Origin of the sequence: Variovorax terrae (assembly GCF_022809125.1) — a bacterium.
Taxonomy (GTDB): Bacteria; Pseudomonadota; Gammaproteobacteria; order Burkholderiales; family Burkholderiaceae_C; genus Variovorax_A; species Variovorax_A terrae.
Genome location: NZ_JALGBI010000003.1, coordinates 187,089 through 210,861, shown reverse-complemented (window position 1 = coordinate 210,861; position 23,773 = coordinate 187,089). Strand labels below are relative to the sequence as shown.

The 23,773-nt window shown below is 71.1% G+C and carries 25 protein-coding genes; 4 read left to right on the top strand and 21 right to left on the bottom strand.

All coding sequences use genetic code 11. From position 1 onward, the window contains the following. The first annotated feature begins 29 nt into the window (after positions 1–29). Positions 30–746 (top strand): Crp/Fnr family transcriptional regulator, encoded by a 717-nt coding sequence (locus MMF98_RS20375; protein WP_243309137.1) that lies wholly within the window; start codon positions 30–32, stop codon positions 744–746. A gap of 12 nt (positions 747–758) precedes the next feature. On the opposite strand, the gene MMF98_RS20370 is transcribed toward MMF98_RS20375, so the two are convergent. The 21 genes from MMF98_RS20370 to MMF98_RS20270 form a co-directional block, all read right to left on the bottom strand. Further along, positions 759–1,235 carry a DoxX family protein gene (locus tag MMF98_RS20370; RefSeq protein WP_243309135.1) on the bottom strand — a complete coding sequence of 159 codons (477 nt, stop codon included), beginning with the start codon at positions 1,233–1,235 and terminating at the stop codon, positions 759–761. Positions 1,236–1,443: 208 nt separating this feature from the next. Then, positions 1,444–1,845 (bottom strand): phage holin family protein, encoded by a 402-nt coding sequence (locus tag MMF98_RS20365; protein WP_243309133.1) that lies wholly within the window; start codon positions 1,843–1,845, stop codon positions 1,444–1,446. Positions 1,846–1,935: 90 nt separating this feature from the next. Next, entirely contained in the window at positions 1,936–3,279 is a 1,344-nt protein-coding gene (gene fahA / locus MMF98_RS20360; RefSeq protein WP_243309131.1) for a fumarylacetoacetase, read from the bottom strand. 74 nt (positions 3,280–3,353) lie between these two features. Next, complete coding sequence (locus MMF98_RS20355) at positions 3,354–4,160, bottom strand: cyclase family protein (RefSeq protein ID WP_243309129.1); 807 nt, start codon at positions 4,158–4,160, stop codon at positions 3,354–3,356. 26 nt (positions 4,161–4,186) lie between these two features. Continuing rightward, positions 4,187–4,972 (bottom strand): ABC transporter permease, encoded by a 786-nt coding sequence (locus MMF98_RS20350; protein ID WP_243309127.1) that lies wholly within the window; start codon positions 4,970–4,972, stop codon positions 4,187–4,189. Positions 4,973–5,114: 142 nt separating this feature from the next. Continuing rightward, the gene (locus MMF98_RS20345) at positions 5,115–5,873 is read right to left on the bottom strand and encodes an ABC transporter permease (RefSeq protein ID WP_243309124.1); all 759 of its coding nucleotides are present in this window, start codon (positions 5,871–5,873) and stop codon (positions 5,115–5,117) included. Between the two features lie 2 nt (positions 5,874–5,875). After that, positions 5,876–6,640 carry an ABC transporter ATP-binding protein gene (locus tag MMF98_RS20340; protein ID WP_243309122.1) on the bottom strand — a complete coding sequence of 255 codons (765 nt, stop codon included), beginning with the start codon at positions 6,638–6,640 and terminating at the stop codon, positions 5,876–5,878. Between the two features lie 16 nt (positions 6,641–6,656). Beyond that, positions 6,657–7,631 carry an ABC transporter substrate-binding protein gene (locus MMF98_RS20335; RefSeq protein ID WP_243309120.1) on the bottom strand — a complete coding sequence of 325 codons (975 nt, stop codon included), beginning with the start codon at positions 7,629–7,631 and terminating at the stop codon, positions 6,657–6,659. Then, positions 7,628–8,353, bottom strand: coding sequence for a TetR/AcrR family transcriptional regulator (locus MMF98_RS20330; protein WP_243309118.1), 726 nt, complete (start codon positions 8,351–8,353; stop codon positions 7,628–7,630). Before MMF98_RS20330 ends, MMF98_RS20335 begins: the two co-directional genes overlap by 4 nt. Before the next feature lie 93 nt (positions 8,354–8,446). After that, positions 8,447–9,604, bottom strand: coding sequence for an alpha/beta hydrolase family protein (locus MMF98_RS20325; RefSeq protein ID WP_243309676.1), 1,158 nt, complete (start codon positions 9,602–9,604; stop codon positions 8,447–8,449). A 33-nt stretch (positions 9,605–9,637) separates the two neighbouring features. Continuing rightward, positions 9,638–10,441 (bottom strand): cyclase family protein, encoded by an 804-nt coding sequence (locus MMF98_RS20320; protein WP_243309116.1) that lies wholly within the window; start codon positions 10,439–10,441, stop codon positions 9,638–9,640. A gap of 13 nt (positions 10,442–10,454) precedes the next feature. Beyond that, positions 10,455–11,429 (bottom strand): Bug family tripartite tricarboxylate transporter substrate binding protein, encoded by a 975-nt coding sequence (locus tag MMF98_RS20315; protein WP_243309114.1) that lies wholly within the window; start codon positions 11,427–11,429, stop codon positions 10,455–10,457. 35 nt (positions 11,430–11,464) lie between these two features. Beyond that, positions 11,465–12,469: a tripartite tricarboxylate transporter substrate binding protein gene (locus tag MMF98_RS20310; protein ID WP_243309112.1), complete on the bottom strand. Its 1,005-nt coding sequence runs from the start codon at positions 12,467–12,469 to the stop codon at positions 11,465–11,467. Between the two features lie 26 nt (positions 12,470–12,495). Next, the gene (locus MMF98_RS20305; RefSeq protein ID WP_243309110.1) at positions 12,496–13,482 is read right to left on the bottom strand and encodes an NAD-dependent epimerase/dehydratase family protein; all 987 of its coding nucleotides are present in this window, start codon (positions 13,480–13,482) and stop codon (positions 12,496–12,498) included. Beyond that, positions 13,479–14,471 (bottom strand): fumarylacetoacetate hydrolase family protein, encoded by a 993-nt coding sequence (locus MMF98_RS20300; RefSeq protein WP_243309099.1) that lies wholly within the window; start codon positions 14,469–14,471, stop codon positions 13,479–13,481. The genes MMF98_RS20305 and MMF98_RS20300 overlap by 4 nt, the downstream gene beginning before the upstream one ends. Before the next feature lie 35 nt (positions 14,472–14,506). Continuing rightward, positions 14,507–15,256 carry an SDR family NAD(P)-dependent oxidoreductase gene (locus MMF98_RS20295; protein ID WP_243309087.1) on the bottom strand — a complete coding sequence of 250 codons (750 nt, stop codon included), beginning with the start codon at positions 15,254–15,256 and terminating at the stop codon, positions 14,507–14,509. Then, positions 15,253–16,542 carry a histidinol dehydrogenase gene (gene hisD, locus MMF98_RS20290; protein ID WP_243309085.1) on the bottom strand — a complete coding sequence of 430 codons (1,290 nt, stop codon included), beginning with the start codon at positions 16,540–16,542 and terminating at the stop codon, positions 15,253–15,255. Before hisD ends, MMF98_RS20295 begins: the two co-directional genes overlap by 4 nt. Before the next feature lie 38 nt (positions 16,543–16,580). Further along, a complete protein-coding gene (locus tag MMF98_RS20285; RefSeq protein ID WP_243309084.1) occupies positions 16,581–17,525 on the bottom strand; it encodes an ABC transporter substrate-binding protein in 945 nt (314 codons plus the stop codon). A 22-nt stretch (positions 17,526–17,547) separates the two neighbouring features. Beyond that, a complete protein-coding gene (locus MMF98_RS20280) occupies positions 17,548–18,330 on the bottom strand; it encodes an SDR family NAD(P)-dependent oxidoreductase (protein WP_243309082.1) in 783 nt (260 codons plus the stop codon). A gap of 8 nt (positions 18,331–18,338) precedes the next feature. After that, positions 18,339–19,367: an SMP-30/gluconolactonase/LRE family protein gene (locus MMF98_RS20275; protein ID WP_243309080.1), complete on the bottom strand. Its 1,029-nt coding sequence runs from the start codon at positions 19,365–19,367 to the stop codon at positions 18,339–18,341. After that, a complete protein-coding gene (locus MMF98_RS20270) occupies positions 19,360–20,478 on the bottom strand; it encodes an amidohydrolase family protein (protein ID WP_243309077.1) in 1,119 nt (372 codons plus the stop codon). The genes MMF98_RS20275 and MMF98_RS20270 overlap by 8 nt, the downstream gene beginning before the upstream one ends. 129 nt (positions 20,479–20,607) lie before the next feature. On the opposite strand from MMF98_RS20270, the gene MMF98_RS20265 reads away from it, so the two are divergent. From MMF98_RS20265 to MMF98_RS20255, 3 genes are all read left to right on the top strand, one after another. Then, positions 20,608–21,564 carry a LysR substrate-binding domain-containing protein gene (locus MMF98_RS20265; RefSeq protein WP_243309075.1) on the top strand — a complete coding sequence of 319 codons (957 nt, stop codon included), beginning with the start codon at positions 20,608–20,610 and terminating at the stop codon, positions 21,562–21,564. 50 nt (positions 21,565–21,614) lie between these two features. After that, the gene (locus MMF98_RS20260) at positions 21,615–22,607 is read left to right on the top strand and encodes a LysR family transcriptional regulator (protein ID WP_243309073.1); all 993 of its coding nucleotides are present in this window, start codon (positions 21,615–21,617) and stop codon (positions 22,605–22,607) included. Positions 22,608–22,715: 108 nt separating this feature from the next. Beyond that, positions 22,716–23,741, top strand: coding sequence for an ornithine cyclodeaminase family protein (locus MMF98_RS20255; RefSeq protein ID WP_243309070.1), 1,026 nt, complete (start codon positions 22,716–22,718; stop codon positions 23,739–23,741). Positions 23,742–23,773: the final 32 nt, after the last annotated feature.

The window sequence follows — 23,773 nt, the reverse complement described above, 5'->3', positions numbered from 1 at the left end:
AGTGTAATTGGCGTACTCTTTGGATCCGTATGACCGAGCTTCCTCCACACCGTTCCAGTCTCGCCCTGCGCAGGGTCCCGCTGCTGCAGGGCCTGTCCGAGCCGCGCCTCGACCAGCTCGCCCAGGCCTGCGGCTGGCACAGCGTGGCGGCGGACCAGCCGCTGTTCGTGCGTTCGCAGGACCGGGGCGAGGTTTATTTCCTGCTGTCGGGCCAGGTGCGCATCACCACCTACTCGGCCAACGGGCGCCAGGTCACCTTCCGGGATTTCGGCGAGGGCGAGCATTTCGGTGACATCGCCGCCATCGACGGCGGGCCGCGCTCGGCCGACGTGGTGACGCTCTCGCCCTGCGTGGTGGCCAGCCTGGAGCGCGCCGCCTTCCTGGCGCTCTTGCGCGAGGAGCCGCTGGTGGCCGAGCGCGTACTGCGCGACCTGGCCTCGCTGGTGCGCCAATTGTCGGAGCGCGTGATCGACCTCAGCACCCTGGGCGTGCAGAACCGCCTGCACGCCGAGCTGCTGCGCATGGCGCGCGCGGCGGGCATCAGCGGCAACCGCGCGCGGCTGGAGCCGGCCCCGCGCCATGCGGCGCTGGCCGGCCAGATCAGCACCAACCGCGAGCAGGTCACGCGCGAGCTCAATGTGCTGGTGCGCGACGGCGTGCTGGCCAAGGACGGCAAGGCGCTGGTGGTGGCCGACGCCGAGCGGCTGGCCCGCATGGTGGCCGAGGTGCGCGGCGGCGCGGCCTGAGGGGGCTGGGGCTCAGTTCCAGCGGCCGGCCCGGCCGCCCAGGCTGTAGCGGCCCGCGCCCAGCAGGGCCGTGGCCAGCGCGCCGAACAGGTACAGGCCCTGCAGCTCCAGCGCCCAGCCGCCCTGCTTGCCCAGGGAGAACAGCGCACCCAGGTGCACCAGCCCGAACGCCACCAGCATGTTGAAGGCGATCACGCCGGCCGCTGCGCGCGTCCAGACGCCGGCAATCACCAGCAGCGGCGCCAGCACCTCGCCCACGTAGACCAGGTAGCCAAGGCCGCCCGGCAGGCCGGCGCGCTGCAGCGCGCCCACCACGAAGCCGGGCCCGGTGCCCAGCTTGTCGAGGCCGTGCAGCAGCACGAGAAAAGCCACCGAGACGCGCAGCAGCAGCTTGCCGGCGTCATCGAGCAGGGTGGCGGAGAGGCTGCTGGTGGATCGGGCGGCCGCCAGAGGGCGGGAGGCGCTGGCGGCGAGCGCGGAGGTGTTCATTCGTCGGTCCTTTCGGGGCGGTGGAGGGCCGGCCGCCAAGGGGCGCCGGTCAGGCACCGAGTCTGCAAGGGCCGAGGGCGCGGGTCGGTGCGTTTACGCACATTTTGGAGCGATGGATCGTCCTGGCGGGAGGTGGCTGTGGGACGAGGTTGCTATCAATTCAATAGCTAGCGAGGACCGCTGGACGCGGACTCGGGTCCGCTGGGGCTTACAACCAGACGCCGTCGTGCGGCATCTGGATCGTGGTGGCCGGGTCGCTGCCGCCCAGCAGCGAGCCGATCACGATGCTCAGCAGCGAGATGAAGATGCTCGCGAAGAACGCGGTCCAGAAGCCCGAAACCTTGAAGCCGCGCACCAGCGCTGCCACGAGCATGATCATCAGCGCGTTGATCACCAGCAGGAACAAGCCGAAGGTCAGCAGCGTCAGCGGCAGCGTGAGCACGATCAGCAGCGGCTTGACGATGGCGTTGGCAAAGCCCAGCAGCAGCGCGGAAACCACCAGCGAGGCGGTGCTGTCGAACTTCAGGCCGCTGAAAAGGTAGCTCGCGACCCAGAGGGACAGGGCGGTGATGGCCCAGTGCGTCAGGAAGGGGGCGAGGTTGTTCAGCATGATGGTGAGGTGCGGCAGTGTGATGGCCTGTCCATCATACGGGCAGGCGCTGTCTCTGCGTCACTCTGCGCGCACCTTTCGGGGCGCGGCTCAGCCGATCGCCGGCAGCACCTGGCCCCGGCTCTCGCCGAAGCCGATGCGCGCGAAGCCCGGCTTCTCGCACCAGCCGCGCAGGATCACGGCGTCGCCGTCGTGCAGGAAGGCGCGCTGCTCGCCGCTGCCGGCCAGCGTGATCGGCTCGCGCCCGCCCTTGGTGAGTTCGATGATGGCGCCAGCCTGCTCGGGTGTCGGGCCCGAGATGGTGCCGCTGCCGAACAGGTCGCCGCTCTGCAGGTTGCAGCCGCCCATGGCGTGCTGTGCCACCATCTGCGCCACCGTCCAGTACTGGTGGCGGAAGTTGGTGTGCGACACGCGCGCCGGCGCCAGGCCTTTCTCGCGCAGGGCGGCCGATTCGATCAGCACCTCCAGCTCGATGCTCAAGGCGCCCTGGGCGCGGTTGCCGGCATCGTCGAGGTAGACCAGCGGCTGCGGCTCGTCGGCCGGCCGCGTGAACGGCAGGCGGTAGGGCGCCAGCGCCTCCTGCGTGACGATCCAGGGCGAGATCGTGGTGCAGAAGTTCTTGCCGAGGAAGGGGCCGAGCGGCGCCATCTCCCAGAACTGGATGTCGCGCGCCGACCAGTCGTTGAGCAGGCCATAGCCAAAGATGTGGTCCTCGGCCTGCGCCAGCGGAATCGGCGTGCCCTGGGCGTTGCCCTGGCCGATCCAGATCGCCAGCTCCAGCTCGTAGTCCAGGCGCGCGCAGGGGCCGTAGACGGGCGCGGCGGCGCCGGGCGCCATGGCCTGGCCCATGGGCCGGCGGAACGGCTGGCTTTGCGAGCCCGAGCCCACGCCGATGCTGGAGGCGCGGCCGTGATAGGCGATGGGGATCCACTGGAAGTTGGGCGTGAGCGGGTCGTCCGGCCGCGCGATGCGGCCGACGTTGCGCGCATGGTGGATCGAGGTGTAGAAGTCGGTGTAGTCGCCGATGCGCGTGGGCACCGTGTGCTCGATGTCCTGCAGCGGAATCAGCGCGGCCTTCACCGCATCGGCGGCGGCGCCGCTGGCGCCGGCCTTGAGCGCGCCGAACAGCGCATGGCGCAGCGCGCTCCAGGCTTTGGGGCCGAGCGCCATGAAGCCGTTGAGCGTGGATTGCGCGGCGGCCTGGACCGCTTCACCGGCGAGGCCGGGCAACGCGCCGCTGGCGGCCACCGCGCCCAGGCAGATCACCTGGTCGCCAATGGCGACGCCGCCGCGGAAGGCTTCCGGGCTTCCCTGGCGGCGGAACACCGAGAACGGCAGGTTCTGGATCGGGAAATCGGCGCCCGGGGCGTTGGCTGATTCAAGCCAGCTGCGGGCGTTGGCGTCGTGGGTGGCGTTGAGAGGGGTGGTGCTCATGGAAGTCGATGCTCTTGAATTGATAGCAAACAATGACCGCCCCACCTGGACGTTGGGCGGATTGGATTCAAAAATCAGGCCGAGGCCATCAGCGCGTCGTCAAAAATGGCCACGGCGCGCGTCCAGCCGGCCGAGGCGCCGCGGATCTTGTGCGGAAAGCAGCTGATGAAGAAGCCGTCGGGCGGCAGCGCCTCCAGGTTGTGCAGCTTCTCGATATGGCAGTAGCCGATGTCGCGGCCGGCCTTGTGGCCTTCCCAGATCAGGCCGGCGTCGTGCGTCTGGCCGTATTTCTGCGCCGTGTGCACGAAGGGGGCGTCCCAGCTCCAGCCGTCGGTGCCGGTCAGGCGCACGCCGCGCTCCAGCAGGTACATGGTGGCCTCATAGCCCATGCCGCAGCCGGCCGACACGTAGTCGGGCTGGCCGTAGCGCTCGCCGGCGCGGGTGTTCACCACCACGATCTCCAGGGGCTTCAGGGTGTGGCCGATGCGCTTCAGTTCGGCCTCCACGTCGGCGGCCGTGACCACGTAGCCGTCGGCGAAGCGGCGGAAGTCCAGCTTCACCGCGGGCTGGAAGCACCATTCCAGCGGCACCTCGTGGATGGCGATGGCGGGTTTCTTCTCGCCCAGCGCCTTGTCCATCGTGGAGTGGAAGTGGTAAGGCGCGTCCAGGTGCGTGCCGTTGTGGGTGGTCAGCTGCACCTTCTCCACGGCCCAGCCTTCGCCGTCGGGCAGGTCCTCTTTTTTAAGGCCGGGGAAGAACGGCGTGATCTGGTCCACCGTGTTCTCGTGCGTGAAGTACTCAATCTTCGGCGCGAAGGGCGGCGGGTCCGACAGCACGTCGTTTTCCAGGAAGATCGACAGATCGACGAAGGTGCGGGGCATGGTTTTCTCTCCAGGATGAATAGGGCTCAGGGGTTTTGCCAGCGAAGCAGTTTCTTCTCGGCCACGGCCAGCAGCGCATTGCTCAGGAAGCCGATGGCACCCAGCAGCACGATGCCGGCGAACAGCTCGCTGGCGCGGAACGAGCGCGCGGCCAGCAGGATGGCCTGGCCCAGGCCGCTTTGCGAGGCAATCATCTCGCCCACCACGGCCACGATCAGCGAGACCGTCATCGACAGCCGCATGCCCGAGAGGATGTCGGGCATGGCGCTGGGCAGGCCGATCTTCCAGATGAAGGCGCCGCGCGACATCTGCAGCGCGCCGGCCACCTCGCGCAGCCGCGCCTCCACGCTGGCGAAGCCGTGGATGGTGGCCAGCAGCACCGGCCACATGGCGCCGAAGGCCACCACGAACAGCACCATCGCGGGGTTGAGCCCGAAGATCGAAATCGCCAGCGGCATGATGGCCGAGGCCGGCAGCGGCCGGATGAATTCCAGCGTGGGCAGCACCCAGGCGCGCGCCGTGGCCGAGATGCCCACCAGCGCGCCCAGCGCCATGCCGGCCAGCGAGGCCAGCAGCCAGCCCAGCAGCATGCGCTGCACCGTGCTAGCCGTGAAGCCGCCGAGCTCGCCCGGCGCGTCCGAGGGCACGAGGTTGAGGCCCTGCGCCAGGCTGGCCAGCGTGGCCTCGGGCGTGGGCAGGAACACCTTGCTCACCCATTGCTGGTGGCTGGCCAGCCACCACAGCGCCAGCAGCGCGAGCAGCACGGCGGCCGATTCGAGCGTACCGCGCAAGCGTGAGACGGATGCGTTCATACCCGCTCCTCCGTTCGAAGGGCCGCAGAGCAGGCCATGCCAGGGCACCCGCGGAACGGGCTTGGCCCGGCCGCTGGGTGCGCCCCCTTCGCGTAGCGGAAGGGGGTTGGCGTAGCGCGCAGCGCGTAGCCTGGGGGTTGTTTCATATCACCACTCCCATGCGCCGGGCTACTGCTGTTTGCAGACGCAGCGCCAGCGCGTTGACGAGAAAGCCCACCACGCCGATCCAGAACAGCCAGGCCAGCATCAGCGCGGGCTCCAGGCTCTGCTGCGCGATCATGATGGCGTAGCCCATGCCGTTGGGGTTGGCCGCGATCTCCACCGTCACCGCCACCACCAGCGCGATCGCCACGCCCAGGCGCAGCGCCACGAACAGGCGCGGCACCATGGCCGGCACGATGATCTTGCACACGCGCGCCGCGGGCGACAGGCCGAGCGCCGTTGCCACTTCCAGCAGCCGCGGCTCGACCTGGCGCGCGGCGGCCTGCGACAGCACCAGCATCGGCCAGAAGGTGGCGAAGGCCACCACGCTCACTTCCAGCGCCAGCCCGAAGCCGAACACCAGCATGGCCAGCGGAATCAGTGCCACCGAAGGCACGGGCCGCAGCAGCTCCACCGACAGGAAGCTCATGCGCGCCGCGCGCGGCGACAGGCCGAAGGCGATGCCCAGCAGCAGCCCGCCGGCGGCGCCGATCAGCAGGCCCAGCGCGGCGCTGCCCAGCGTGAAGCCCGTGGCGAGCCACAGGCTGCCGTCGGCCGCGGCCTTCCAGAAGGCCTGCAGCGCGGCGCTGGGCGGCGCCAGCGCATCGCTGCCGGCGCCCACGGTGCGCGTGTAGGCCTCGAACGCGCCCAGCAGCACGGCGGGGAACACCCAGGGACGCAGGAGTTTCAGCGCGCCCATCGTCAGTGGTGTCCTAAAAATTGGTACAGCTCGCGCCGCAGCCGCAGGAAGTCCGGGTGCTCCTTGGTCGAGAGCTGCTCGCGCGGGCGCGGGATCGGCACGTCGATCATGGCCGCCAGGCTCGGGTGTTCGGGCGTCGGGTTGGCTCGCAGCGCGATCACGCGGTCGCCCAGGTAGATCGCCTCCTCCAGGTCGTGCGTGACGAACAGCACCGTGAGGCCGCTGTCGCGCACCAGCCGCGCCAGCTCGTCCTGCAGGCCCTCGCGGGTCATCGCGTCGAGCGCGCCGAAGGGCTCGTCCATCATCATCAGCTCGGGCTGCTGCGCCAGGCAGCGCGCGATCTGCACGCGCTGCTGCATGCCGCCCGACAGCTGCACCGGGAACTTGTGCGCATGCGCGGCCAGGCCCACGGTCTTGAGCACCTGCGCGATGCGCGCGGGCCGCTCGGCGGCCGGCACGCCCGCGGCCTCCAGCGCCAGGCTGATGTTGCCTTCCACCGTGCGCCAGGGCAGCAGCGCGCGGCCGTAGTCCTGGAACACGAAGGCCACCTCGCGCGAGGGGCCGGTGATCGGCCTGCCGTGGCGCAGCGCGGCACCCGCGCTGGGCGTGACGAAGCCGGCCGCGGCGCGCAGCAGCGTGGTCTTGCCGCAGCCCGAGGGGCCGATGATGCACACGAACTCGCCCCGGCCGACCTCGAAGCTGGTGGGCGACAGGATCTCGCGGCCGCCCAGGTGAATGGCGACGCCGTCAAAACGCAGCAGGCTCATCGGGATGTCTTCTTCCTCACTTGGCGATGAGCTGCGCCACGTTGACCGGGCTCTTGAGCATGTTCTGCTCCTTCATCATGTCGACCCAGTAGGTGAGCTGCTTCTCGTTGATCAGCGGGCCGGGCGGGCCGATCTGGATGGTGGCCAGCACCTCGGGCGGCAGCTTGATGTACTTGCCGAGGTGCTCGCGCACCTTCGCGTTGTTCTTGGGGTTGTTGATGAAGGCCGCGGCCTCCACCGTGGCCTCGCGGAAGGCCTTGACCGCCGCCATGTTCTTCTGCGCCCAGTCGCGCCGCGCGGTGTAGAGGATGGTGGGCATGCCGTCGGGCTGGAAGGTGGTGTAGTACGAGACCACGGAGCCCGCGCCGCTGGAGAGGATGCGCGCCATGAACGGGTCGGCCGTCACCACCGCGTCGAGCGAGCCGCCGCGCAGCAGGTCGCCATGCTGCGGGAACGAGGCCTCGACGAAGCTGACCTTGGCGGCGTCCACGCCGTTGGCCTTGAGCCAGGCGCGGAAGGTCACGTGCAGGTAGGCGCCCAGGCCGGGCACGCCGATCTTCTTGCCCAGGCAGTCCTGCGCGTTCTTGATGCCGCTGCCGGCGCGCGCCACCAGGCCCACGCCGGTCATGTTCTTGGCGGTGGTGCCGCCGCCGCCGACCACCACGTGGTCCAGGCCGCCGTCCACCGACTGCAGGTAGACCGAGGGCGTGGGGCCGCCCATCTGCAGCGAGTCCGACTGCACGGCCGCGGGAATGGACGGGTTCAGCGGAATGAACTTGGGCTCCACGTCCAGGCCGCGCTTGCCGAAGTAGCCCTCCTCCTTGGCCACGAACAGCGTGGCGAAGTCGGTCACGGCGGTGTAGCCGAACACGATCTTGGTGCTGCTGCCCTGCGCGCGCAGCGGCAGCGCGGCGGCGGCCGCCAGGGCGCCGGCCAGCACGGTGCGGCGGCGCAGCGCGGGGGCATGGGAACGGGGGAACAGGGGGGTCATGAAGGTCTCCTTTTTTCTCGTGATCGGGGGGTGGCTCGGGGGGAGGGGGCGGGCGCCGGCAGCGCGGCCAGCACGCCGCGGATGCCGTGCACGATGAACTCGACCAGCAGCGGCGCGGCCTGCGGGTCGTTGGGCCGGCAGGCGTCGTGCGACAGCCGCGCCACGCGCCGGTCGCTCAGATGGTGCGACAGCGCGCCCAGCGCGAACTGGTAGCACCAGGCCACGGCGGCGCGGTCGGCCTGCGGCGCCTCGTGGCGCAGCGTGTCGTGCAGGGCCGTGATGAAGGCGTCGGCCAGCGGGTCGAAGAACTCGCGCAGCACGCGGTCGGCCTCGTCCTGCTGGCTGCCCAGGCCCTGGGTGATCAGCAGCGCGTAGTACTCGCCCTCGGGGCTGGCGCGCAGCCGGATCACCGGGCGGATGAAGGCCTGCACGATGCGGCGCAGCTTGTCCATGTCGTGCGGCTCGCGCTCGACCGCGCGCAGCCCCGCCAGCCGCTCCTCGATGGTGCCGGACCAGTGCGTGAAGATGGCGTGGAACAGGTCGTGCTTCTGGCCGAAGTAGTAGGCCACCAGCGCCGGAGGCACTCCGGCTTCTTCCGCGATCTGGCGCACCGACACCGCGTGGTAGCCGCGCTGCGCGAACAGCTTTTCCGCGGCCAGCAGGATGGCCCCGCGCCGGTCGGGGCGGGAGGGGGCGGGCGGGCGGCGGACAGGTGGCTCCATGCCTGGAATTGGACAGTTGATAAAAGATTTGAGCATCCGGTAAAACCCTGATCGGGTATTCCGGCACCGCCGCCGTCCGTGCCGCCTGTGGCGTCATCCAGTGCGGCCGCCCAGGCGCTCGGCCACCCAGTCGGCGATGTAGGCACCGGCGTTGGCCATGTTGTCCAGGCTCACGTGGTGCACGCCGCCTTCGCGCTCGGTGAAGATCTTGAGTTCGCGGTCGGGGCTGTTGACGAGCTGCTCGTAGCTGCGGTGCGCGTACTCCAGCGGAATCTGTTTGTCCTGCTCGCCGTGGGTCACCAGGAAGGGCACGCGCACGCGGTCCAGCACGCCGTCCAGGTGCATGCGCTCGGCGATGGCCATGAAGTCGTCCATGTCCCGGGCGCCGAACACCCAGCGCACATGCTCCCAGTAGTGCGGCACCGGGTTTTCGCCCTCGCGCCGCAGGCGGCGCTTCTGCACCTCGCGCCAGTCGTGGTTGGCGCCCCAGACCACGCCGAGCGCGAAGCGCGGCTCGAAGGCCACGGCGCGCGGGCAGTAGTAGCCGCCCAGCGAGACGCCGGCCAGGCCGATGCGCTCCGGGTCGATGTCGCCCCGCTGCTGCAGCCAGTCCATCACCGGCGTGGCCCACTGCTCCGTCTCGGGCACGGCGGCGAGGCCGTGCAGGCGCAGCGCCTCGCCGCTGCCGGGCTGGTCCAGGTAGAGCACCGAGATGCCGCGCTGCGTGAGCTGCTGGGTGATCGCGTTGGGGTAGATCATCTCCTTGGTGCTGTCCAGGCCGTTGAGCATCACCAGCAGCGGCGAGCGTGCCGGCGCCGAAGGGGCGCGCACCAGCAGGCCCGCGATGTGCGCGTGGGCATAGGGGATCTCGATGCGCGTGCAGGAGGACTGCATGAGCACCTGCGCCCGCTGGAAGCAGTCGAGCAGCTGCCGGTACATGGCCTTGCGCGGCGCGAAGCCGTGCGCCTGCAGCCGCTCGGCGGTCTGCAGGTACAGCGCGGCGCGCTGCAGCTTCTCGCCGGCGGAAAAGCGCCGGCCGCGCGCCTCGTCTTCTTCGGCCAGAACGATCAGCTTGTCGGCCATTGACTGCCAGGCATGGAAGAAGGCCTCGGTGCCCGGGTCGTCGCCCTGGCGCGCCACGTCGAGCAGCGGGCGGCAAGCCTCGTCGATCTCGCCGATCTTGGCGCCGGCCTCGAGCGCGCCGCAGACGGCGAGGCTCCAGACGTAGTTGGTGGGGAAATACTGGAACATGGACATGGTGAGACGTTTTCCTTTTTCTTCTTTCTATTCAGCCGCGTCGGGGTCGCCGAAGATGGCGACGGCGCGCGTCCAGCCCGCGGACGCGCCGCGGATCTTGTGCGGGAAGCAGCTGATGATGAAGCCGTCGCCCGGCAGGGCCTCCAGGTTGTGCAGCTTCTCCAGGTGGCAGTAGCCGATGTCGCGCCCGGCCTTGTGGCCCTCCCACAGCAACGAGGTGTCGCCGGTCTCGGCGAACTTCTGCGCGGTGTACTGGAACGGCGCGTCCCAGCTCCAGGCGTCGGTGCCGGTCAGGCGCACGCCGCGCTCCAGCAGGTACATGGTGGCCTCGTAGCCCATGCCGCAGCCGGCGCTCACGAAGTCGTTGTGGCCGTAGCGCGAGCCGGCGCGGGTGTTGACCACCACGATGTCCAGCGGCTTGAGCACGTGGCCGATGCGCCTGAGCTCGGCCTCCACGTCGGCGGCGCCGGCCACGTAGCCATCGGGGAAGTGGCGGAAGTCCAGCTTCACGCCGGGGCGGAAACACCAGTCCAGCGGCACTTCGTCGATGGTCATGGAGCGGCGCGCGCCGCCGGCCTTCTCGTCCATGGTGGAGTGGAAGTGCCAGGGCGCGTCCAGGTGCGTGCCGTTGTGCGTGGTCAGCGTCACCCACTCCGCGGCAGCGGCCTCGCCGCCGGGGAAGTCCTCGGCCTTCGTGCCGGGCAGCATCTGCAGGAATTCGGGCAGCGTGTCGGCGTGCTGCTGGTAGGTGATCTTCGGCGCCAGCGGCGGCGGATCGGACAGCACGTCGTTTTCGAGGTAGATCGACAGATCGACGAAGCGGCGGGGCATGGCGGGCTCCTCGTCAATCGAGCCTGATGCCGGTGCGCTGCACCACCGGAATCCACTTGGCCTGCTCGGACCTGATGAAGGCCGCGTACTCGTCGGGCGTGTTGCCCACGGGCGCGCCGCCCAGCGCCTTGTAGCGCTCGATGGACTCGGGCATCTTCGCCACCTGCGCGCAGGCGGCGGAAACGCGCTGCACGATGGCCGCGGGCGTGCCGGTGGGCGCCATCAGCCCGAACCAGGTGAAGGGCTCGAAGTTGGCGATGCCCTGCTCGCGGTAGGTCGGCACCTCGGGCAGCAGCGGCTGGCGCTGTGCGCCGGTCACGGCCAGGGCCTTGAGCTTGCCGCCCTGGATGTTGGTCATGGAGGCGGGCAGCGCGTCGAAGATGAGCTGCGTGTCGCCGGCCAGCACGCTCGCGAACGGGCTGGAGGTGTTGTAGGGAATGAACTCGACCGAGGCGCCCGTGGCCATCACGAACCACTCGCCCACCATGTGCGAGAAGCTGCCCACGCCCTGCGTGGCCGCGCGAATGGTGCCGGGCCTGGCCTTGGACAGCGCCACCAGTTCGGCGGCGTTCTTCACCGGCAGCTGCGGGTTGGCGATCAGCGCGCCCTGCAGCAGCGCGAGCTGGCTCACAGCCGTGAAGTCGCCGAGCTTGTAGTTGAGCCGGGTGTAGAGCTGCGGGATGTAGGACAGCGCGCTGGTCGAGCCCATGTAGAGCGTGTAGCCGTCGGCCGCCTGCTTGGCAGCGTAGTCGGTGCCGATGGTGCCGGCGGCGCCGGGGCGGTTCTCGATCACGATGGGCTGGCCCAGCAGGACCGACAGGCGCGCGGTGAAGAAGCGCGAGTCCACATCGAGCCCGGTGCCGGCCGGAAAGGGCACGATCACGCGCACGGGCTTGTTCGGGTAGTCCTGTGCGAAGGCGCCGCGTGCGGCGGTGCCCAGCAGCGCGGCCGTGCCCAGGGCCAGGCCCTGGCGGCGGTTGATGTTCATGGGAAGGTCTCCTCGGGTGGGGTGAAAGGGGCTCGTCAGCTGTCCAGCGACAGCTGGGCGGCTCGGATCACGCGCGCATAGCGCTCGATCTCGCCGTGGGTGAAGGCCGCGAACTGCGCGGGCGAGGTGGGCGCCAATGCACCCGTGCCCAGCACGGCCAGCTTGTCCATGACTTCGGGCAGGTTCATCGCGCGCAGGGTCTCGGCGTTGAGCCGCGCCACGATGTCGGCCGGCGTGCCGGCGGGCGCGTACAGGCCGTACCAGCTCGTGGCCTCGTAGCCGGGCAGGCCCGACTCGCTGACCGTGGGCAGGTCGGGCAGGGCGGCCGAGCGCTTGAGCCCGGTCTGCGCGATCAGGCGCAGCTTGCCTTCCTTGACGAAGGACTGCACCGCCAGCGGGCTGTTGAACATCATCTTGATCTGGCCGCCGACCAAGTCGTTGACGATGGGCGCCGCGCCCTTGTAGGGCACATGCAGCAGCCGGATGCCGGCCGCCTGCGCCAGCATCTCGCCGGCCAGGTGCAGCCCGTTGCCGATGCCGGCCGAGCCGTAGCTCACGGTGTCGGGATGGACCCGGGCGTAGTCGATCAGCTCGCGCAGGTTGCGCGCGGGCAGCGAGGGGTGCACCGCGATCACGAAGACGCCTGGCGCCACCACCGGCGCCACCGCGGTGAAGGCGCGCTCGGTGTCGTAGGGCAGCTTCTTGTACAGGCTCGCGTTGATCGCATGGGCCGAGCTGTGCAGCAGCAGCGTGGCGCCGTCGGGGGCGGCCTTGGCCACCGCGTCGGCGCCGATGATGCCGTTGGCGCCGGCCTTGGCATCCACCACCACGGGCTGGCCCAGGCGCTCGGACAGCACGTTGGCCAGCAGCCGCGCCACCAGGTCGGCCGTGCCGCCGGAGGCGAAGGGGATCACCAGCCGGATCGGCTTGTCGGGCCAGGCGGGGCGCTGGGCGAAGGCGGATTTTGCTACTAAATTCATAGCAAACAATGACGATGCAACGAGGACGTTGCGGCGATTCGGCTTGAAATTCGGGTTCATGATGTCTCCTGAGGGGGTGTGGGGCGCTACCCGGCCGCCAGGGCGCGCTCGACCAGTGCGTCGATGTCGCCGTCGTCGGCCAGGCCGAGCGCGCGCGCGGCGTCGCTCACGAGCGGCGGCTGGCGGCCGAACTGGGCCTCGACGGCGGGCTCGGGCCGCCAGCGCACCAGGGCGCGCCGGTCGTCGCCGAAGCGGCGCGCCAGCGCGTCCACCAGCTCGGCCATCGAGTGGCGCAGCACCGGCATGGCCCAGACGCGCGGCGCGCCCGCGGGCGGCGCGCTCATGCGCGCGAGCTGCAGTAGGTTGTCGACGCAGCGCTGGCGCGACATCCACCAGCAGGTGGCCTCGGCCGACACCGGGCAGTCGAACGGCTGGCCCGCCGCCAGCGCGTGGAAGATGTTGCTCATGAAGGCCGAGACGTGGCCGCCGGCTTGCGCCGGGCGCGCCACGATGCCGGGCAGGCGCACGGCGCGGCCGTCCAGCGTGCCGCGCCGCGACAGGTCCGACAGCAGGATCTCGGTCATCAGCTTGTGCGCGCCGTAGCTGGTGGCGGGGCGCAGCAGCGTGGCCTCGTCCACCTGCGCCGGCAGTGCGGCGCCGTACACCGCCACCGTGCTCGTGAATACCAGCACCGGCGGCGCGCGGCGCGCCTGCTGGCGCTGCGGCGTCTGCGCGGCCAGGCCCAGCAGCAGCCGCGTGGCCGCGTGCAGGTTGGCGGCGGTGCCCAGGGCGCTGTCGCGCTCGGCCTGCCCGCCGGGCACGCTGGCGAGGTGGAACACGAGGTCGAAGTCCTCGGCGATCAGCGCGTCCAGGTAGGCCGGGTCGGCGATGTCGCCGCGGGCCTGGCGCACGCGCGCCGCGCCGGGGCCGCTCGTGGCCGGGCCGGGAAAGCCCAGGTCGGCCAGCGCCAACTCTTGCACCGGGCCGGGACCCAGGGCCTGCGGGTCGGCGGCGATGCGCGCCGCCAGCGCCGCGCCCACGAAGCCGGCCGCGCCGGTGACCAGGACCTTCATGCGCCCGCCTTGAACGGCACGAAGCGCACGTCGATGGCGCCGAACACCGAGGTGCCGTCCGCACCCGCCACCTCGAAGCGCAGCGTTTCGCCAAACTTCAGGAAGTCGGTCTGCGCTGCGCCGTGGTCCAGCGTCTCCACCGCGCGGCGCTCGGCCAGGCAGGCCGAGCCGACTTCGCGGTAGCCCTTGTTGGACACCGTGCCCGAGCCGAGCACGAAGCCAGCGCCCAGCTTCCGGTTGTAGGCCATGTGGGCGATCATCTCGCCGAAGCCCCAGTCCATCTCGCGGCCATTGGGGTGGCCGAACCACTCGCCGTTGCGCGTGACCTTCATGTCCAGGTGCACGCGCCCGTCCTGCCAGGCGGGGCCCAGCTCGTCGGGCGTGACGGCCACCGGCGCGAAGATGGTGGCCGGCTTGGCCTGCACCAGGCCGAAGCCCATCTGCAGTTCGCGCGTGAGGTGGCCGCGCATGCTCACGTCGTTGAGGAGGGTGACCAGCTTGATGTGCCTGGCCGCCTCGGCGGCGCTCACGCCCATGGGCACGTCGTCGGTGATGACGGCGAACTCGCCCTCGAAGTCGCACTGGTCGGCCTCGGCGGGGAATTCGTAGTCGTCGTGCGGGCCGCGGAAGTCGTCGCCCTGGCGCGGCACGAGGATCGGGATGCCGGGCGTCTTCTTCACCGTGAGCTTGTAGGCGCGCTCCATGATGTCGCCGTGGTTGAGGAACGCCGAGGCATCCACGAACTGGTGGCTGCGCGGCAGCGGCGCCAGGGCCTGGCGCGGGTCGAAGGCGAAGGCGCCGGCGGCCGTGCCGGCGTTGAGGGCGCCGTAGAGTGCCTGCAGCCGGGGCGCGCGGGCGTCCCAGTCTTCGAGCAGTTCGCGCATCGTGGCGGCCACGGGTGCGGCGTCCACGGCACGCGCGAGGTCGCGCGAGACGACGATGAGGCGGCCGTCGCGCGTGCTGCCGGTCTTGAGGGAGGCGAGTTTCATGGGGAGGGTCTCCAGGGTGCTGTGGCGAATCGGTTTCAGGCCAGCGGCCGTCCGCCGTCCACGGGGATCACGGCGCCGGTGGTGAAGGTGAGCTGGGTGGCGCAGGCCACGACGGCACGGCCGACTTCCTCGGGCGCGGCCAGCCGCGCTAGCGGGGTGCGCGCGGCCTGCTCGTCGCGCCAGGCGCGGTCCATGGACTTGACGAAATCGGTGTCGGCCAGGCCGGGCGAGACCGACAGCACGCGCACCGCCGGCGCCAGGGCGCGCGCCAGCGAGCGCGTCATGTTGTCCAGCGCGGCCTTGGAGGCGCAGTAGGCGACGTTGCTGCCCATGGCGGTGACGGCAGCGATCGACGACACGTTGACCACCAGGCCGTGGCCGCTGTCGCGCAGCAGCGGCAGCAGCGCGCGCACCACGGCGAAGGGGCCGCGCACGTTGGTGGCCAGCACCTCGTCGAACAGGGCGTCGTCCAGCGCGTCGAGTTCGGCGTGCGGCACGAAGCGCGTGGTGCCGGCGCAGTTGACCACCAGGTCGCAGCGGCCCCAGCGCGCGCGGATGTCCTGCGCCGTCCGGGCCAGGGCGGCGCTGTCGGTCACGGGCGCGGCCACGGCGGCATGCGCGGCGCCGGGAAGCCCGGCGGCCAGCGAATGCGCCGCATCGGCCGAGCGGTGGTAGCCCACGGCCACGCCGGCGCCGGCTTCGGCCAGCGCCGTGCAGACCGCGCGGCCGATGCCGCCGGCGCCGCCGGTGACCAGGGCCACGCGGCCCGCGAGGGGCAGGGTCATGCCGCCACCGCCCTGGACAGCCGGCGCACGCGGATGTCGGCCTGCTCCTTGTGGCCGCTCATGTGCTCGTAGCCGCACAGGCGCGAGCAGTATTCGCCCACCAGCACGCTGGCCGCGTCGGTCAGCACGCGCTGGTAGGTGTGGGTCTTGATGAACTTGCCGACCCACAGCCCGCCGGTGTAGCGGCCCGCGCCCTGCGTGGGCAGCGTGTGGTTGGTGCCGATCACCTTGTCGCCGTAGCTCACGTTGGTGCGGTGGCCCAGGAACAGCGCGCCGTAGCGCGTCATGCGCCGCAGGTACCAGTCGGGGTCCTTCGTCATCACCTGCACGTGCTCGGAGCACAGGCGCTCGGCCACTTCGAGCGCCTCTTCGTCGCTGTCGCACAGGTGGATCTCGCCATAGTCCAGCCAGGCGGTGCGCGCCACCGGCGCGGTGTCCAGCCGCGCCAGCACGGCCTCGATGGCGGCGGGCAGTTCGGCCGCGATCTTTGGGCTGGTGGTGACGCAGTAGGCCGGCGAGGTGGGGCCGTGCTCGGCCTGGCCCAGCAGGTCCACGGCCACCAGTTCGGCATCCACCGTGTCGTCGCAGATCACCATCGTCTCGGTCGGGCCGGCGAACAGGTCGATGCCCACGCGGCCGAACAGCTGGCGCTTGGCTTCGGCCACGTAGGCGTTGCCGGGGCCGACGATCATGTCCACGCCGGGGATCGTGTCGGTGCCCAGCGCCATCGCGGCCACGGCCTGCACGCCGCCCAGGCAGTAGATCTCGTCGGCGCCGGCCAGGTGCATGGCGGCCACGATCTCGGGGCAGGGCCGGCCCTCGAACGGCGGGGCGCAGGCGATCACGCGCGGCACGCCCGCCACCTTGGCCGTGAGCACGCTCATGTGGGCCGAGGCGATCAGCGGGTACTTGCCGCCGGGGATGTAGCAGCCGACCGAATTGACCGGGATGTGGCGGTGGCCGAGGATGACGCCGGGCAGCGTTTCCACCTCCACGTCCTTCATCGAGTCGCGCTGGATCTGCGCAAAGCGGCGGATCTGCGCCTGCGCGAAGCGGATGTCGTCGAGCGTGCGCGGGCTGAGCTGTGCGATGCAGGCCGCGATCTCCTCAGCCGAGAGGCGGAAGCTGGCGGGCGACCAGCGGTCGAACTGCTGGCTGTAGGCGCGCACGGCGGCGTCGCCGCGCGCCTCGATGTCGGCCAGGATGGCTTCGACGGTGGCGCGCACCTGCGCGCCCAGGCCGGCCTTGGCCTCGGGCGGGCGGCCGTGCTTGAGGGTCTGGATCATGGGGAAAAGTCCTTGGGACGAGGAAGATGAAACCGGAATCAGCGCACGATGAAATCGGCGCTGCGCAAAGAGGTCTTGAGCATGCCCTGTGCCTTCATGGCATCGGCCCAGAAACGAATCTGCGGCTCGGTCACCACGGTGGACAGCGGCGGCACCGCCAGCGTGGCCAGCACGTCGGGCGGCAGGCGCAGGTACTTGCCCATGCTGGCGCGCGAGGCCTCGGGGTTCTTCGCATGGAAGGCGATGCCCTCGTCCAGCGCCTCACGGAAGGCGCGGGCGGCCGTTGCGTTCCTGGCCAGCCACTCGGCCGTGGCGCCATAGACGATGGGCAGCACGCCCGACTCGGGAAAATCATCGCTGACGTAGCCGTAGGCGGTGGCCACGCCCGCCTGCAGGATGCGGGTGGCGAAGGGCTCGGCGGGCACGGCCACGTCGATGGTGCCGCCGCGCAGCAGGTCCAGCGTCTGCGGCAGCGACACCTCGACGAAGTTCACCTTCTTCGCATCGACGCCATGGTCGGCCAGCCACTTGCGGAACAGCACGTGCAGCGTGGCGCCGAAGCCGGCCACGCCCACGCGCTTGCCCACGAAGTCCTGCGGGCCCTTGATCTCCACGCCCTTGCGCACCACGATCGCGGGCACCTTGCCGTCGCGCGTGAGCAGGCTGCCGCCGGCGATGACCTTGAGCGCCAGGCCGCTGTCGGCGGCTTGCATCAGCACCGAGGGCGTGACCGTGCCGATCTGGATCGAGTTCGACTGCAGCGCCGGCGGGATGTTGGGGTTGATCGGGATGGTCTGCAGCGTCACGTCCAGTCCCCGCTTGTCGAAGAAGCCCTGCTCCTTGGCCACGTACAGCGGCGTCAGGTCGGGGATGGCGACGTAGCCGACGGTGATCCTGGTTTGCGCGAACGCGCCGCAGGCGGCGCCTAGCGCGAGCGGCAGGGCCAGGGCGAAAGCCGCGAGGCGGCGTGAGATGAAAGGCATGTCGTGTCTCCTGGAGTTGAAATCAGTTGCCATCGCTGATGGTGGTGCCACCGTCGACGACGAGGTTGTGGCCGGTCGTGAAGCCGCCGGCCGCCGAGGCCAGGAACAGCACGGCGCCCGCGATCTCCTCGGGCTCGGCGATGCGGCGCAGCGGCGTGAGGGCGATGCGCCGCTGCATCACCTCGGGCTGGTCCGTGAGCGGTCGTGCAAACTCGGTGCGCGTGACGCCGGGCGAGACGGCATTGACGCGCACGCCCGACGGCCCCCACTCGACGGCCAGGTTGCGCGCCAGCCCGGCGAGCGCCGCCTTCGACAGGCCGTACAGGCCCAGCCCCTTGTTGCCGCGCAGGCCCGCGATGCTGGACATCAGCATCACGCTGCCGCTGCGCCGTTCGGCCATGTGCGCGATGACGGCCGACGTGAGCCAGAGCACGCTGCGCAGGTTGAGCGTCATGGTCAGCTCCCAATCGGCGTCGCTGGCGGTGGCGATCGGACCCATGTGCGGCGCGGCGCCCGCGTTGCACACCAGCGTGTCGATGCGGCCGTGCGACGCCAGCACCTGGGCTACCAGGGCATCGACCTGCGGGCGCTGCACGAGGTCGGCCACCACCACCTGCGCATCGAGCCCTTCGGCGCGCAGCGCGCCGGCAGCCGCCTCGCACTCGGCGGCCTCATGGCTGCACAGCACCACCTGCGCGCCGGCCTGCGCCAGGGCGCGTGCGCTCGCCAGGCCGATGCCGCGGCTCGCGCCGGTGACCAGTGCCACCTGGCCCGCGAGGTCGAACAGCGGATGGGTTGTCGTCATGCCCGCGCTCACCAGTGGATCAGCGGCAGCCCGGCCACCGGCGACGTGAAGTACGGAATCGTCGTCCCGCGCAGGCTGCCCAGGTACACCGTCTTCAAGTCCGGCCCACCGAAGGTGAGGCTGGCCATCCACGGTGCCAGCGTGCCGTGCGTGGCGGCCATGATCTCGGGCGTGAGCGTGCGGGCCTGGTAGTGGCGGTTCAGCTCGGCCGTGGCGGCAGGATTGGAGTCGTCCAGCAGCGTGAGCAGCTCGCCCTCGGGCGTGATGGCCACGAGCTGGTCGCTCATGATCAGCGTGACCCAGAGGTTGCCATAGGCGTCGAAGGCGAAGCCGTCGGGAAAGCCCGGCAGGTGGTAGGGGCCGTAGACCTCTCGGTCGCCCAGCGAGCCGTCGGGCCGGATGCGCAGGCGCGAGATGCGGCGCGCGTTGCTCTCCACCACGTAGAGCCATTCTTCCTTCGCGTCCAGCCGCACCTCGTTCGTGCCGCCGAAGCCCTCGGCCACGATGCGGATGCCGCGCTCGTCGATCAGCGCGATGTAGCCGTCCAGCACGCCGGCGTTGATCGAGCCGGTCCAGGGCTGCATGAGCGTGGTCACGGTGAGCCAGATGCGGCCCTTGGAATCGCGCGCCACGAAGTTGGTCTTGCCCATGGGCTTGCCGTCGATCTCGGTGAACAGCGTGCGCAGCTGGCCTTCGCGCGTCATCACCTCGACGTGGTCGGTGCCCCAGTTGGCGATCAGGATGTCGCCGTTGGCCAGGAAGCACATGCCGTTGGGCAGCGAGCCCTGGGCCTGCACGTAGCGGTCGTCGAACGAGGCGTTGAGCGCTTCGGCCTGCTGGCGCTCCACGCGCGGCGTGATGAGCGTCTGCGTGCCGTCGGGCGCGATGCGCATGGCGCCGCCGCGTGCGTCGGCCGCCCACACCGTGCCGTCGCGCTCGGCCAGGATGCATTCGGGGCGCTGCAGGTCGTGGCCCAGCGTGCGGATGGCGGCGCGGTCGACCTGCCAGCCTTGGAGGGGGTTGCGGGAATCAGGCATGAGTCTGGATGGTGTTGGAGGAAGGGGAAGGCACGCAAAGGCCCAGCAGGGCCGCCGCGTTGAGGCCGAGGATCGCGTCCGCGTCGGCGCGCGAGAGGCCCGGCACGGCGTCCACCAGGCCCTGCGGGTCGTAGTGGCCCATGTCGAACGGGTAGTCGGTGCCGACCACGAGCTGCGCGGCGCCGACCACCTCGACCAGGTGGCGCAGCACCTCGGGCTCATACACCAGCGTGTCGAACCAGATGCGGCGCAGGTAGTCGCGCGGCGCGTGCTGCATGGCCTGCGCCTCGGGCCGCACTTGGTGCGCGTGCTGGCTGCGGCCGAAGTAGGCGGGCAGGTAGCCGCCGCCGTGCGCGGCCACGAGCTTGACGCCCGTGTGCCGGTCGAGCACGCCGCCGAAGATCAGCTCCGAGAGCGCGATGGTGGTTTCCAGCGGCTGGCCGATGGTGTTGGCCAGGTAGTGGCGGTTGACGCGCTCGCCCAGCGAGGTGCCCAGCGGGTGGATGAACACCAGCGCGCCCAGTTCGCTGGCGCGGGCCCAGAACGGTTCGAGCGAGGGGTCGGCGAGTTCGCGGCCGTTCACGCTGGCCGAGATCTCCACGCCCTTGAGGCCCAGTTCGCGCATGGCGTGCGCCAGCTGCTCGGCCGCGAGGCGCGGGTGCTGCAGCGCCACCGTGCCGAGGCCGGCCAGGCGCTCGGGGTGGCGCGCGCATTCGGCGGCGATGTGTTCGTTCTGCAGCCGCACCACGTCCTGCGCGAGGTCGGGGTCGGCCCAGTAGTAGTACTGCGTGGGCGAGGGGCTGAGCACCTGCACGTCCACGCCCATCGCGTCCATGTCGGCCAGCCGCTCGGCCAGGTTCGTCATGCGGCGCAGCGCGGGCGGCAGCATGTGAGCCAGGTTATGAGCAACAGAGGCCTCGCCCTGCGTGGCCCGCATCAGCGCGGGCTCGGCCTGCTTTTCGGGCCGGCCGGCCACCAGCGGCTCCACGGCCAGGGTCAGCGCATGGGCGTGCAGGTCCACCGTGAAGCGGTGGCCGGCAGGCCCGACGGGGCCGGGCGAGGCGTGGGCGCAGCCGGCCGGGCAGGCAAGCGTGCAGGTGTGCAGCAGCATGTGAACGAGCGTCTCCTCCGGCCCTTGGGCGGCAGGGGCCCCAGGCATCGGTGGCGCCACTGTAGAAAGTCGCTTGGTATCTGTAAAATCGATTTTTCGGATTCGATCTATCCAGGAAACGGATGCTTCGTGCGCTTCAACCGCCTCGACCTGAATCTGCTGGTTGCGCTCGACGCGCTGCTGGCCGAGAAGAACATCACGCGCGCGGCGCGGCGCCTGAACCTCAGCCAGCCGGCCACCAGCGGCGTGCTGGCGCGGCTGCGCGACTACTTCGGTGATGCGCTGCTGATCCAGGTCGGCCGCGCCATGGTGCCCACGCCGATGGCGGCCAGCCTGGAGGGCGCGGTGCGCGACGTGCTGCAGCGCATCCAGTCCACCATCGCGGTGCAGCCGGCGTTCGATCCCGCCACCTCCACGCGGCATTTCCGCGTGATCGCGTCGGACTATCCGGTCAGCGTGGTGCTGGCCGGCGCGGCGCGGCGCATGGCGCGCGAAGCGCCGGGCGCGACGCTGGAGATCATGATGCCCGGCGACCAGATTCCGGGCGCCATCGAGCGCGGCGAGGTCGACATGCTCATCATGCCGCGCCAGTACCTGGCCGAGGGCCACCCGAGCGAGCCGCTGTACGAGGAGACCTACAGCTGCGTGGTCTGGTCCGGCAACCGCCAGGTGGGCGACGGCCTCACGCTGGCGCAGTACATGGCGCTGGGCCACGTGACCACGCTGTTCGGCAACAACCGCCATCCGAGCCTGGAGGAATGGTTCCTCAAGAGCAGCGCGCTGTCGCGCCGCATCGAGGTCACGACCAACAACTTCAACACGCTGCCGCTGCTGGTGATCGGCACCGAGCGCGTGGCCACCATGCACACGCGGCTGGCGCGCATGTTCGCGCGCACGCTGCCGCTGCGCGTCGTGCCGGTGCCGGTGGAGTTCCCCACCATGATCTGGGCCATGCAGTGGCCGCGCCACCTGAACGGCGATCCGGCCCATGCCTGGTTCCGCGAGCGCGTGCTGGCGGGGGCTGCCGATGACGACGTCGGCGTGCCCGACCCGCTGTGGGGCGAGCTGGCGGCGGACCGGGCCTGAGGCCCACGTTCCGCATCGCCTCTACACTGCGCGCGGAGCATTCCACTGCCATGACGCGCCCCAAAACTGACACCCCCCGACCCGTCCAACGGCCGGCCCGCGAAGCCGAGCCCTGGTCCCTGCTGGATGCCCGCTGGCGCATCTTCCTGCAGATCGCGCAGGCGGGCAGCCTGACGCGGGCCGCGCTCGAGTCGGGCTCTGCGCAGTCGCTGCTGAGCCGCCAGCTGGCGGCGCTGGAGGCTGAATGCGGCGCGCGCCTGTTCCGCCGCACCGGGCGCGGCGTGGTGCTGTCCGAGTTCGGCGAGCGCGTGCTGCCGCGCGTGCAGGCCATGCTGGACGAGGCCCGCCGTCTGGGCGACGAGGTGCAGCAGGCACGCGGCCAGCCGCTGGGCGACGTGCACGTGGGGCTGCTGCCGGCGGCCGTGCCCTGGCTGGCCGAGCGCCTGTACCGCGCGGTGCGCACCGACTTTCCCCAGGTGCGGCTGCACATGACCGAGGGCACCAGCACCCAGCTGTCGGAGATGGTGCTGGCGGGCCGGCTGGACATGGCGCTGCTGTTGCGCGAAGGGCCCGACACGCCGCAGGGCGCGGACTCGGGCGCGGACATCACCCTGCGGCGCATGGCGCTGCACCTGATCGGCGCCGAGGGCGATGCCCTGGTGCGGCGCGCCACCCTGCCGTTCGCCCGCCTGGACGGCCTGCCGCTCGTGCTTCCCCCGCACCCGCACGCACTGCGCGCGCACCTGGCGGAAATCGCCGCAGAGCGCGGCGTGCGGCTCCACGTGGCGGTGGAGGCCAACTCCATCGCGCTGCAGCGCGAGATCGCCGCCGCCGGCGACTGCTACGCCATCGTTGCCAGCGTCGCCGTCGTCAGCCACATGCAGGCGCACCGGCTGGGCGCCGCCCGGCTGGTGGCGCCCGTGCTGTGGCGCCGCGTGGTGCTGACCAGCACGCCGCTGCGCCCCGACACGCTGGCCACGCGCGAGGTGCGCGCGCTGGTGGCCCGGCTCTCCAGACTTCACATGCCCGAAGAAGAGAAATGACGGTCCCGTCATAGCCGCTTTGCCGCCCGCGCGGCTGGGCGCGACGCCAGGGCGCTGATAACTTCCGCTCCGCATCGATGCGCGGTGACGCATCGCAAACGGAGACACATGCAGGTTGTTCAGACTTCCCCGGCGCCGCCCCCGCCACCCCTGCGGGCCACGCGCTTCCTCACGGATGCCGACGTCGGCAGCCTGGCCGACTGGCCGGCCGCCATCCAGGCCCTGGCCGCGGCCTATGCGCAGCCCATCGACCCGGCCTGCGTGCCGCCACGCGCCATGGCGCGCGGCGACGGCATCTGGCTGCGCAGCCTGACGGCGGTGGTGCCCGGCGGCTACCTCGGCTGCAAGCTCATCAGCGCCTCGCCGCGCGCGGCCCGCGCCAGCTACCTGATCGCACTGTTCGACGCCGGCACGATGGCGCTGGCGGGCCTGATCGACGGCAACCAGATCACCGGGCTGCGCACGGCGGCGACGGCCACGGTGGCCGTGGACCACCTGGCGCCACGGCGGGCGCTGCGGGTGGCCGTGCTGGGGTCGGGCTTCGAGGCGCGGGCGCAGCTGCACGCGCTGGCCGCGCAGCGCGCGATCGCCTCGGTGGCGGTGTACAGCCCCAACCCGGCCAGCCGCGAAGCCTTCGCGGCGCTGTTCGAGCACCGCGGCTGGCCGGTGCAGGCCGCGGCACAGCCGCAGGACGCGGTGCAGGGCGCCGACGTCGTGCTCTGCGCCGCGCGCGCCCGCGGCGAGCAGCCCATCCTGCGCGCCGGCTGGCTGGCGCCCGGCGCCACCGTGGTATCCATCGGCTCCACGCTGCCCGAGCAGCGCGAGCTGGACGTGGACGTGCTGGCGCGGGCGCACAGCATCGTGGCCGACATGCCCGACGAGGTGCTGCACGACACCGGCGACCTGATTGCCGCGCAGGCGGCGGGCCTGTCGCTGGCGCCGCGCCTGGTGGCGCTGTCGCGGCTCGTCGGCGGCAAGGCCGTGGCGCGGGCGGAGCCCGGCGACATCGCGGTCTACAAATCGGTCGGCTCGGCGCTGCAGGACGTGGTGCTGGCCGGCATGCTGCTCGACCGCGCGCTGGCGCGCGGCGTGGGCACGGACCTGCCGGTTTCCATCGCGCCGGTGGCCAAGTAGCAGCGGTTTTCCCGATTTCTTTTTTTCAACTC

Bases quoted from the DNA above. Each gene is read 5' to 3' on its own strand.
- MMF98_RS20295 (WP_243309087.1), bottom strand. From the start codon at position 15,256: ATGACCCTGCCCCTCGCGGGCCGCGTGGCCCTGGTCACCGGCGGCGCC.
- MMF98_RS20365 (WP_243309133.1), bottom strand. From the start codon at position 1,845: ATGCTGAACAACCTCGCCCCCTTCCTGACGCACTGGGCCATCACCGCC.
- MMF98_RS20310 (WP_243309112.1), bottom strand. From the start codon at position 12,469: ATGAACCCGAATTTCAAGCCGAATCGCCGCAACGTCCTCGTTGCATCG.
- MMF98_RS20355 (WP_243309129.1), bottom strand. From the start codon at position 4,160: ATGCCCCGCACCTTCGTCGATCTGTCGATCTTCCTGGAAAACGACGTG.
- MMF98_RS20275 (WP_243309080.1), bottom strand. From the start codon at position 19,367: ATGCCTGATTCCCGCAACCCCCTCCAAGGCTGGCAGGTCGACCGCGCC.
- hisD (WP_243309085.1), bottom strand. From the start codon at position 16,542: ATGATCCAGACCCTCAAGCACGGCCGCCCGCCCGAGGCCAAGGCCGGC.
- MMF98_RS20375 (WP_243309137.1), top strand. From the start codon at position 30: ATGACCGAGCTTCCTCCACACCGTTCCAGTCTCGCCCTGCGCAGGGTC.
- MMF98_RS20260 (WP_243309073.1), top strand. From the start codon at position 21,615: ATGACGCGCCCCAAAACTGACACCCCCCGACCCGTCCAACGGCCGGCC.
- MMF98_RS20335 (WP_243309120.1), bottom strand. From the start codon at position 7,631: ATGACCCCCCTGTTCCCCCGTTCCCATGCCCCCGCGCTGCGCCGCCGC.
- MMF98_RS20320 (WP_243309116.1), bottom strand. From the start codon at position 10,441: ATGCCCCGCCGCTTCGTCGATCTGTCGATCTACCTCGAAAACGACGTG.
- fahA (WP_243309131.1), bottom strand. From the start codon at position 3,279: ATGAGCACCACCCCTCTCAACGCCACCCACGACGCCAACGCCCGCAGC.
- MMF98_RS20330 (WP_243309118.1), bottom strand. From the start codon at position 8,353: ATGGAGCCACCTGTCCGCCGCCCGCCCGCCCCCTCCCGCCCCGACCGG.
- MMF98_RS20300 (WP_243309099.1), bottom strand. From the start codon at position 14,471: ATGAAACTCGCCTCCCTCAAGACCGGCAGCACGCGCGACGGCCGCCTC.
- MMF98_RS20285 (WP_243309084.1), bottom strand. From the start codon at position 17,525: ATGCCTTTCATCTCACGCCGCCTCGCGGCTTTCGCCCTGGCCCTGCCG.
- MMF98_RS20325 (WP_243309676.1), bottom strand. From the start codon at position 9,604: ATGTTCCAGTATTTCCCCACCAACTACGTCTGGAGCCTCGCCGTCTGC.
- MMF98_RS20370 (WP_243309135.1), bottom strand. From the start codon at position 1,235: ATGAACACCTCCGCGCTCGCCGCCAGCGCCTCCCGCCCTCTGGCGGCC.
- MMF98_RS20305 (WP_243309110.1), bottom strand. From the start codon at position 13,482: ATGAAGGTCCTGGTCACCGGCGCGGCCGGCTTCGTGGGCGCGGCGCTG.
- MMF98_RS20280 (WP_243309082.1), bottom strand. From the start codon at position 18,330: ATGACGACAACCCATCCGCTGTTCGACCTCGCGGGCCAGGTGGCACTG.
- MMF98_RS20345 (WP_243309124.1), bottom strand. From the start codon at position 5,873: ATGGGCGCGCTGAAACTCCTGCGTCCCTGGGTGTTCCCCGCCGTGCTG.
- MMF98_RS20350 (WP_243309127.1), bottom strand. From the start codon at position 4,972: ATGAACGCATCCGTCTCACGCTTGCGCGGTACGCTCGAATCGGCCGCC.
- MMF98_RS20340 (WP_243309122.1), bottom strand. From the start codon at position 6,640: ATGAGCCTGCTGCGTTTTGACGGCGTCGCCATTCACCTGGGCGGCCGC.
- MMF98_RS20315 (WP_243309114.1), bottom strand. From the start codon at position 11,429: ATGAACATCAACCGCCGCCAGGGCCTGGCCCTGGGCACGGCCGCGCTG.
- MMF98_RS20255 (WP_243309070.1), top strand. From the start codon at position 22,716: ATGCAGGTTGTTCAGACTTCCCCGGCGCCGCCCCCGCCACCCCTGCGG.
- MMF98_RS20270 (WP_243309077.1), bottom strand. From the start codon at position 20,478: ATGCTGCTGCACACCTGCACGCTTGCCTGCCCGGCCGGCTGCGCCCAC.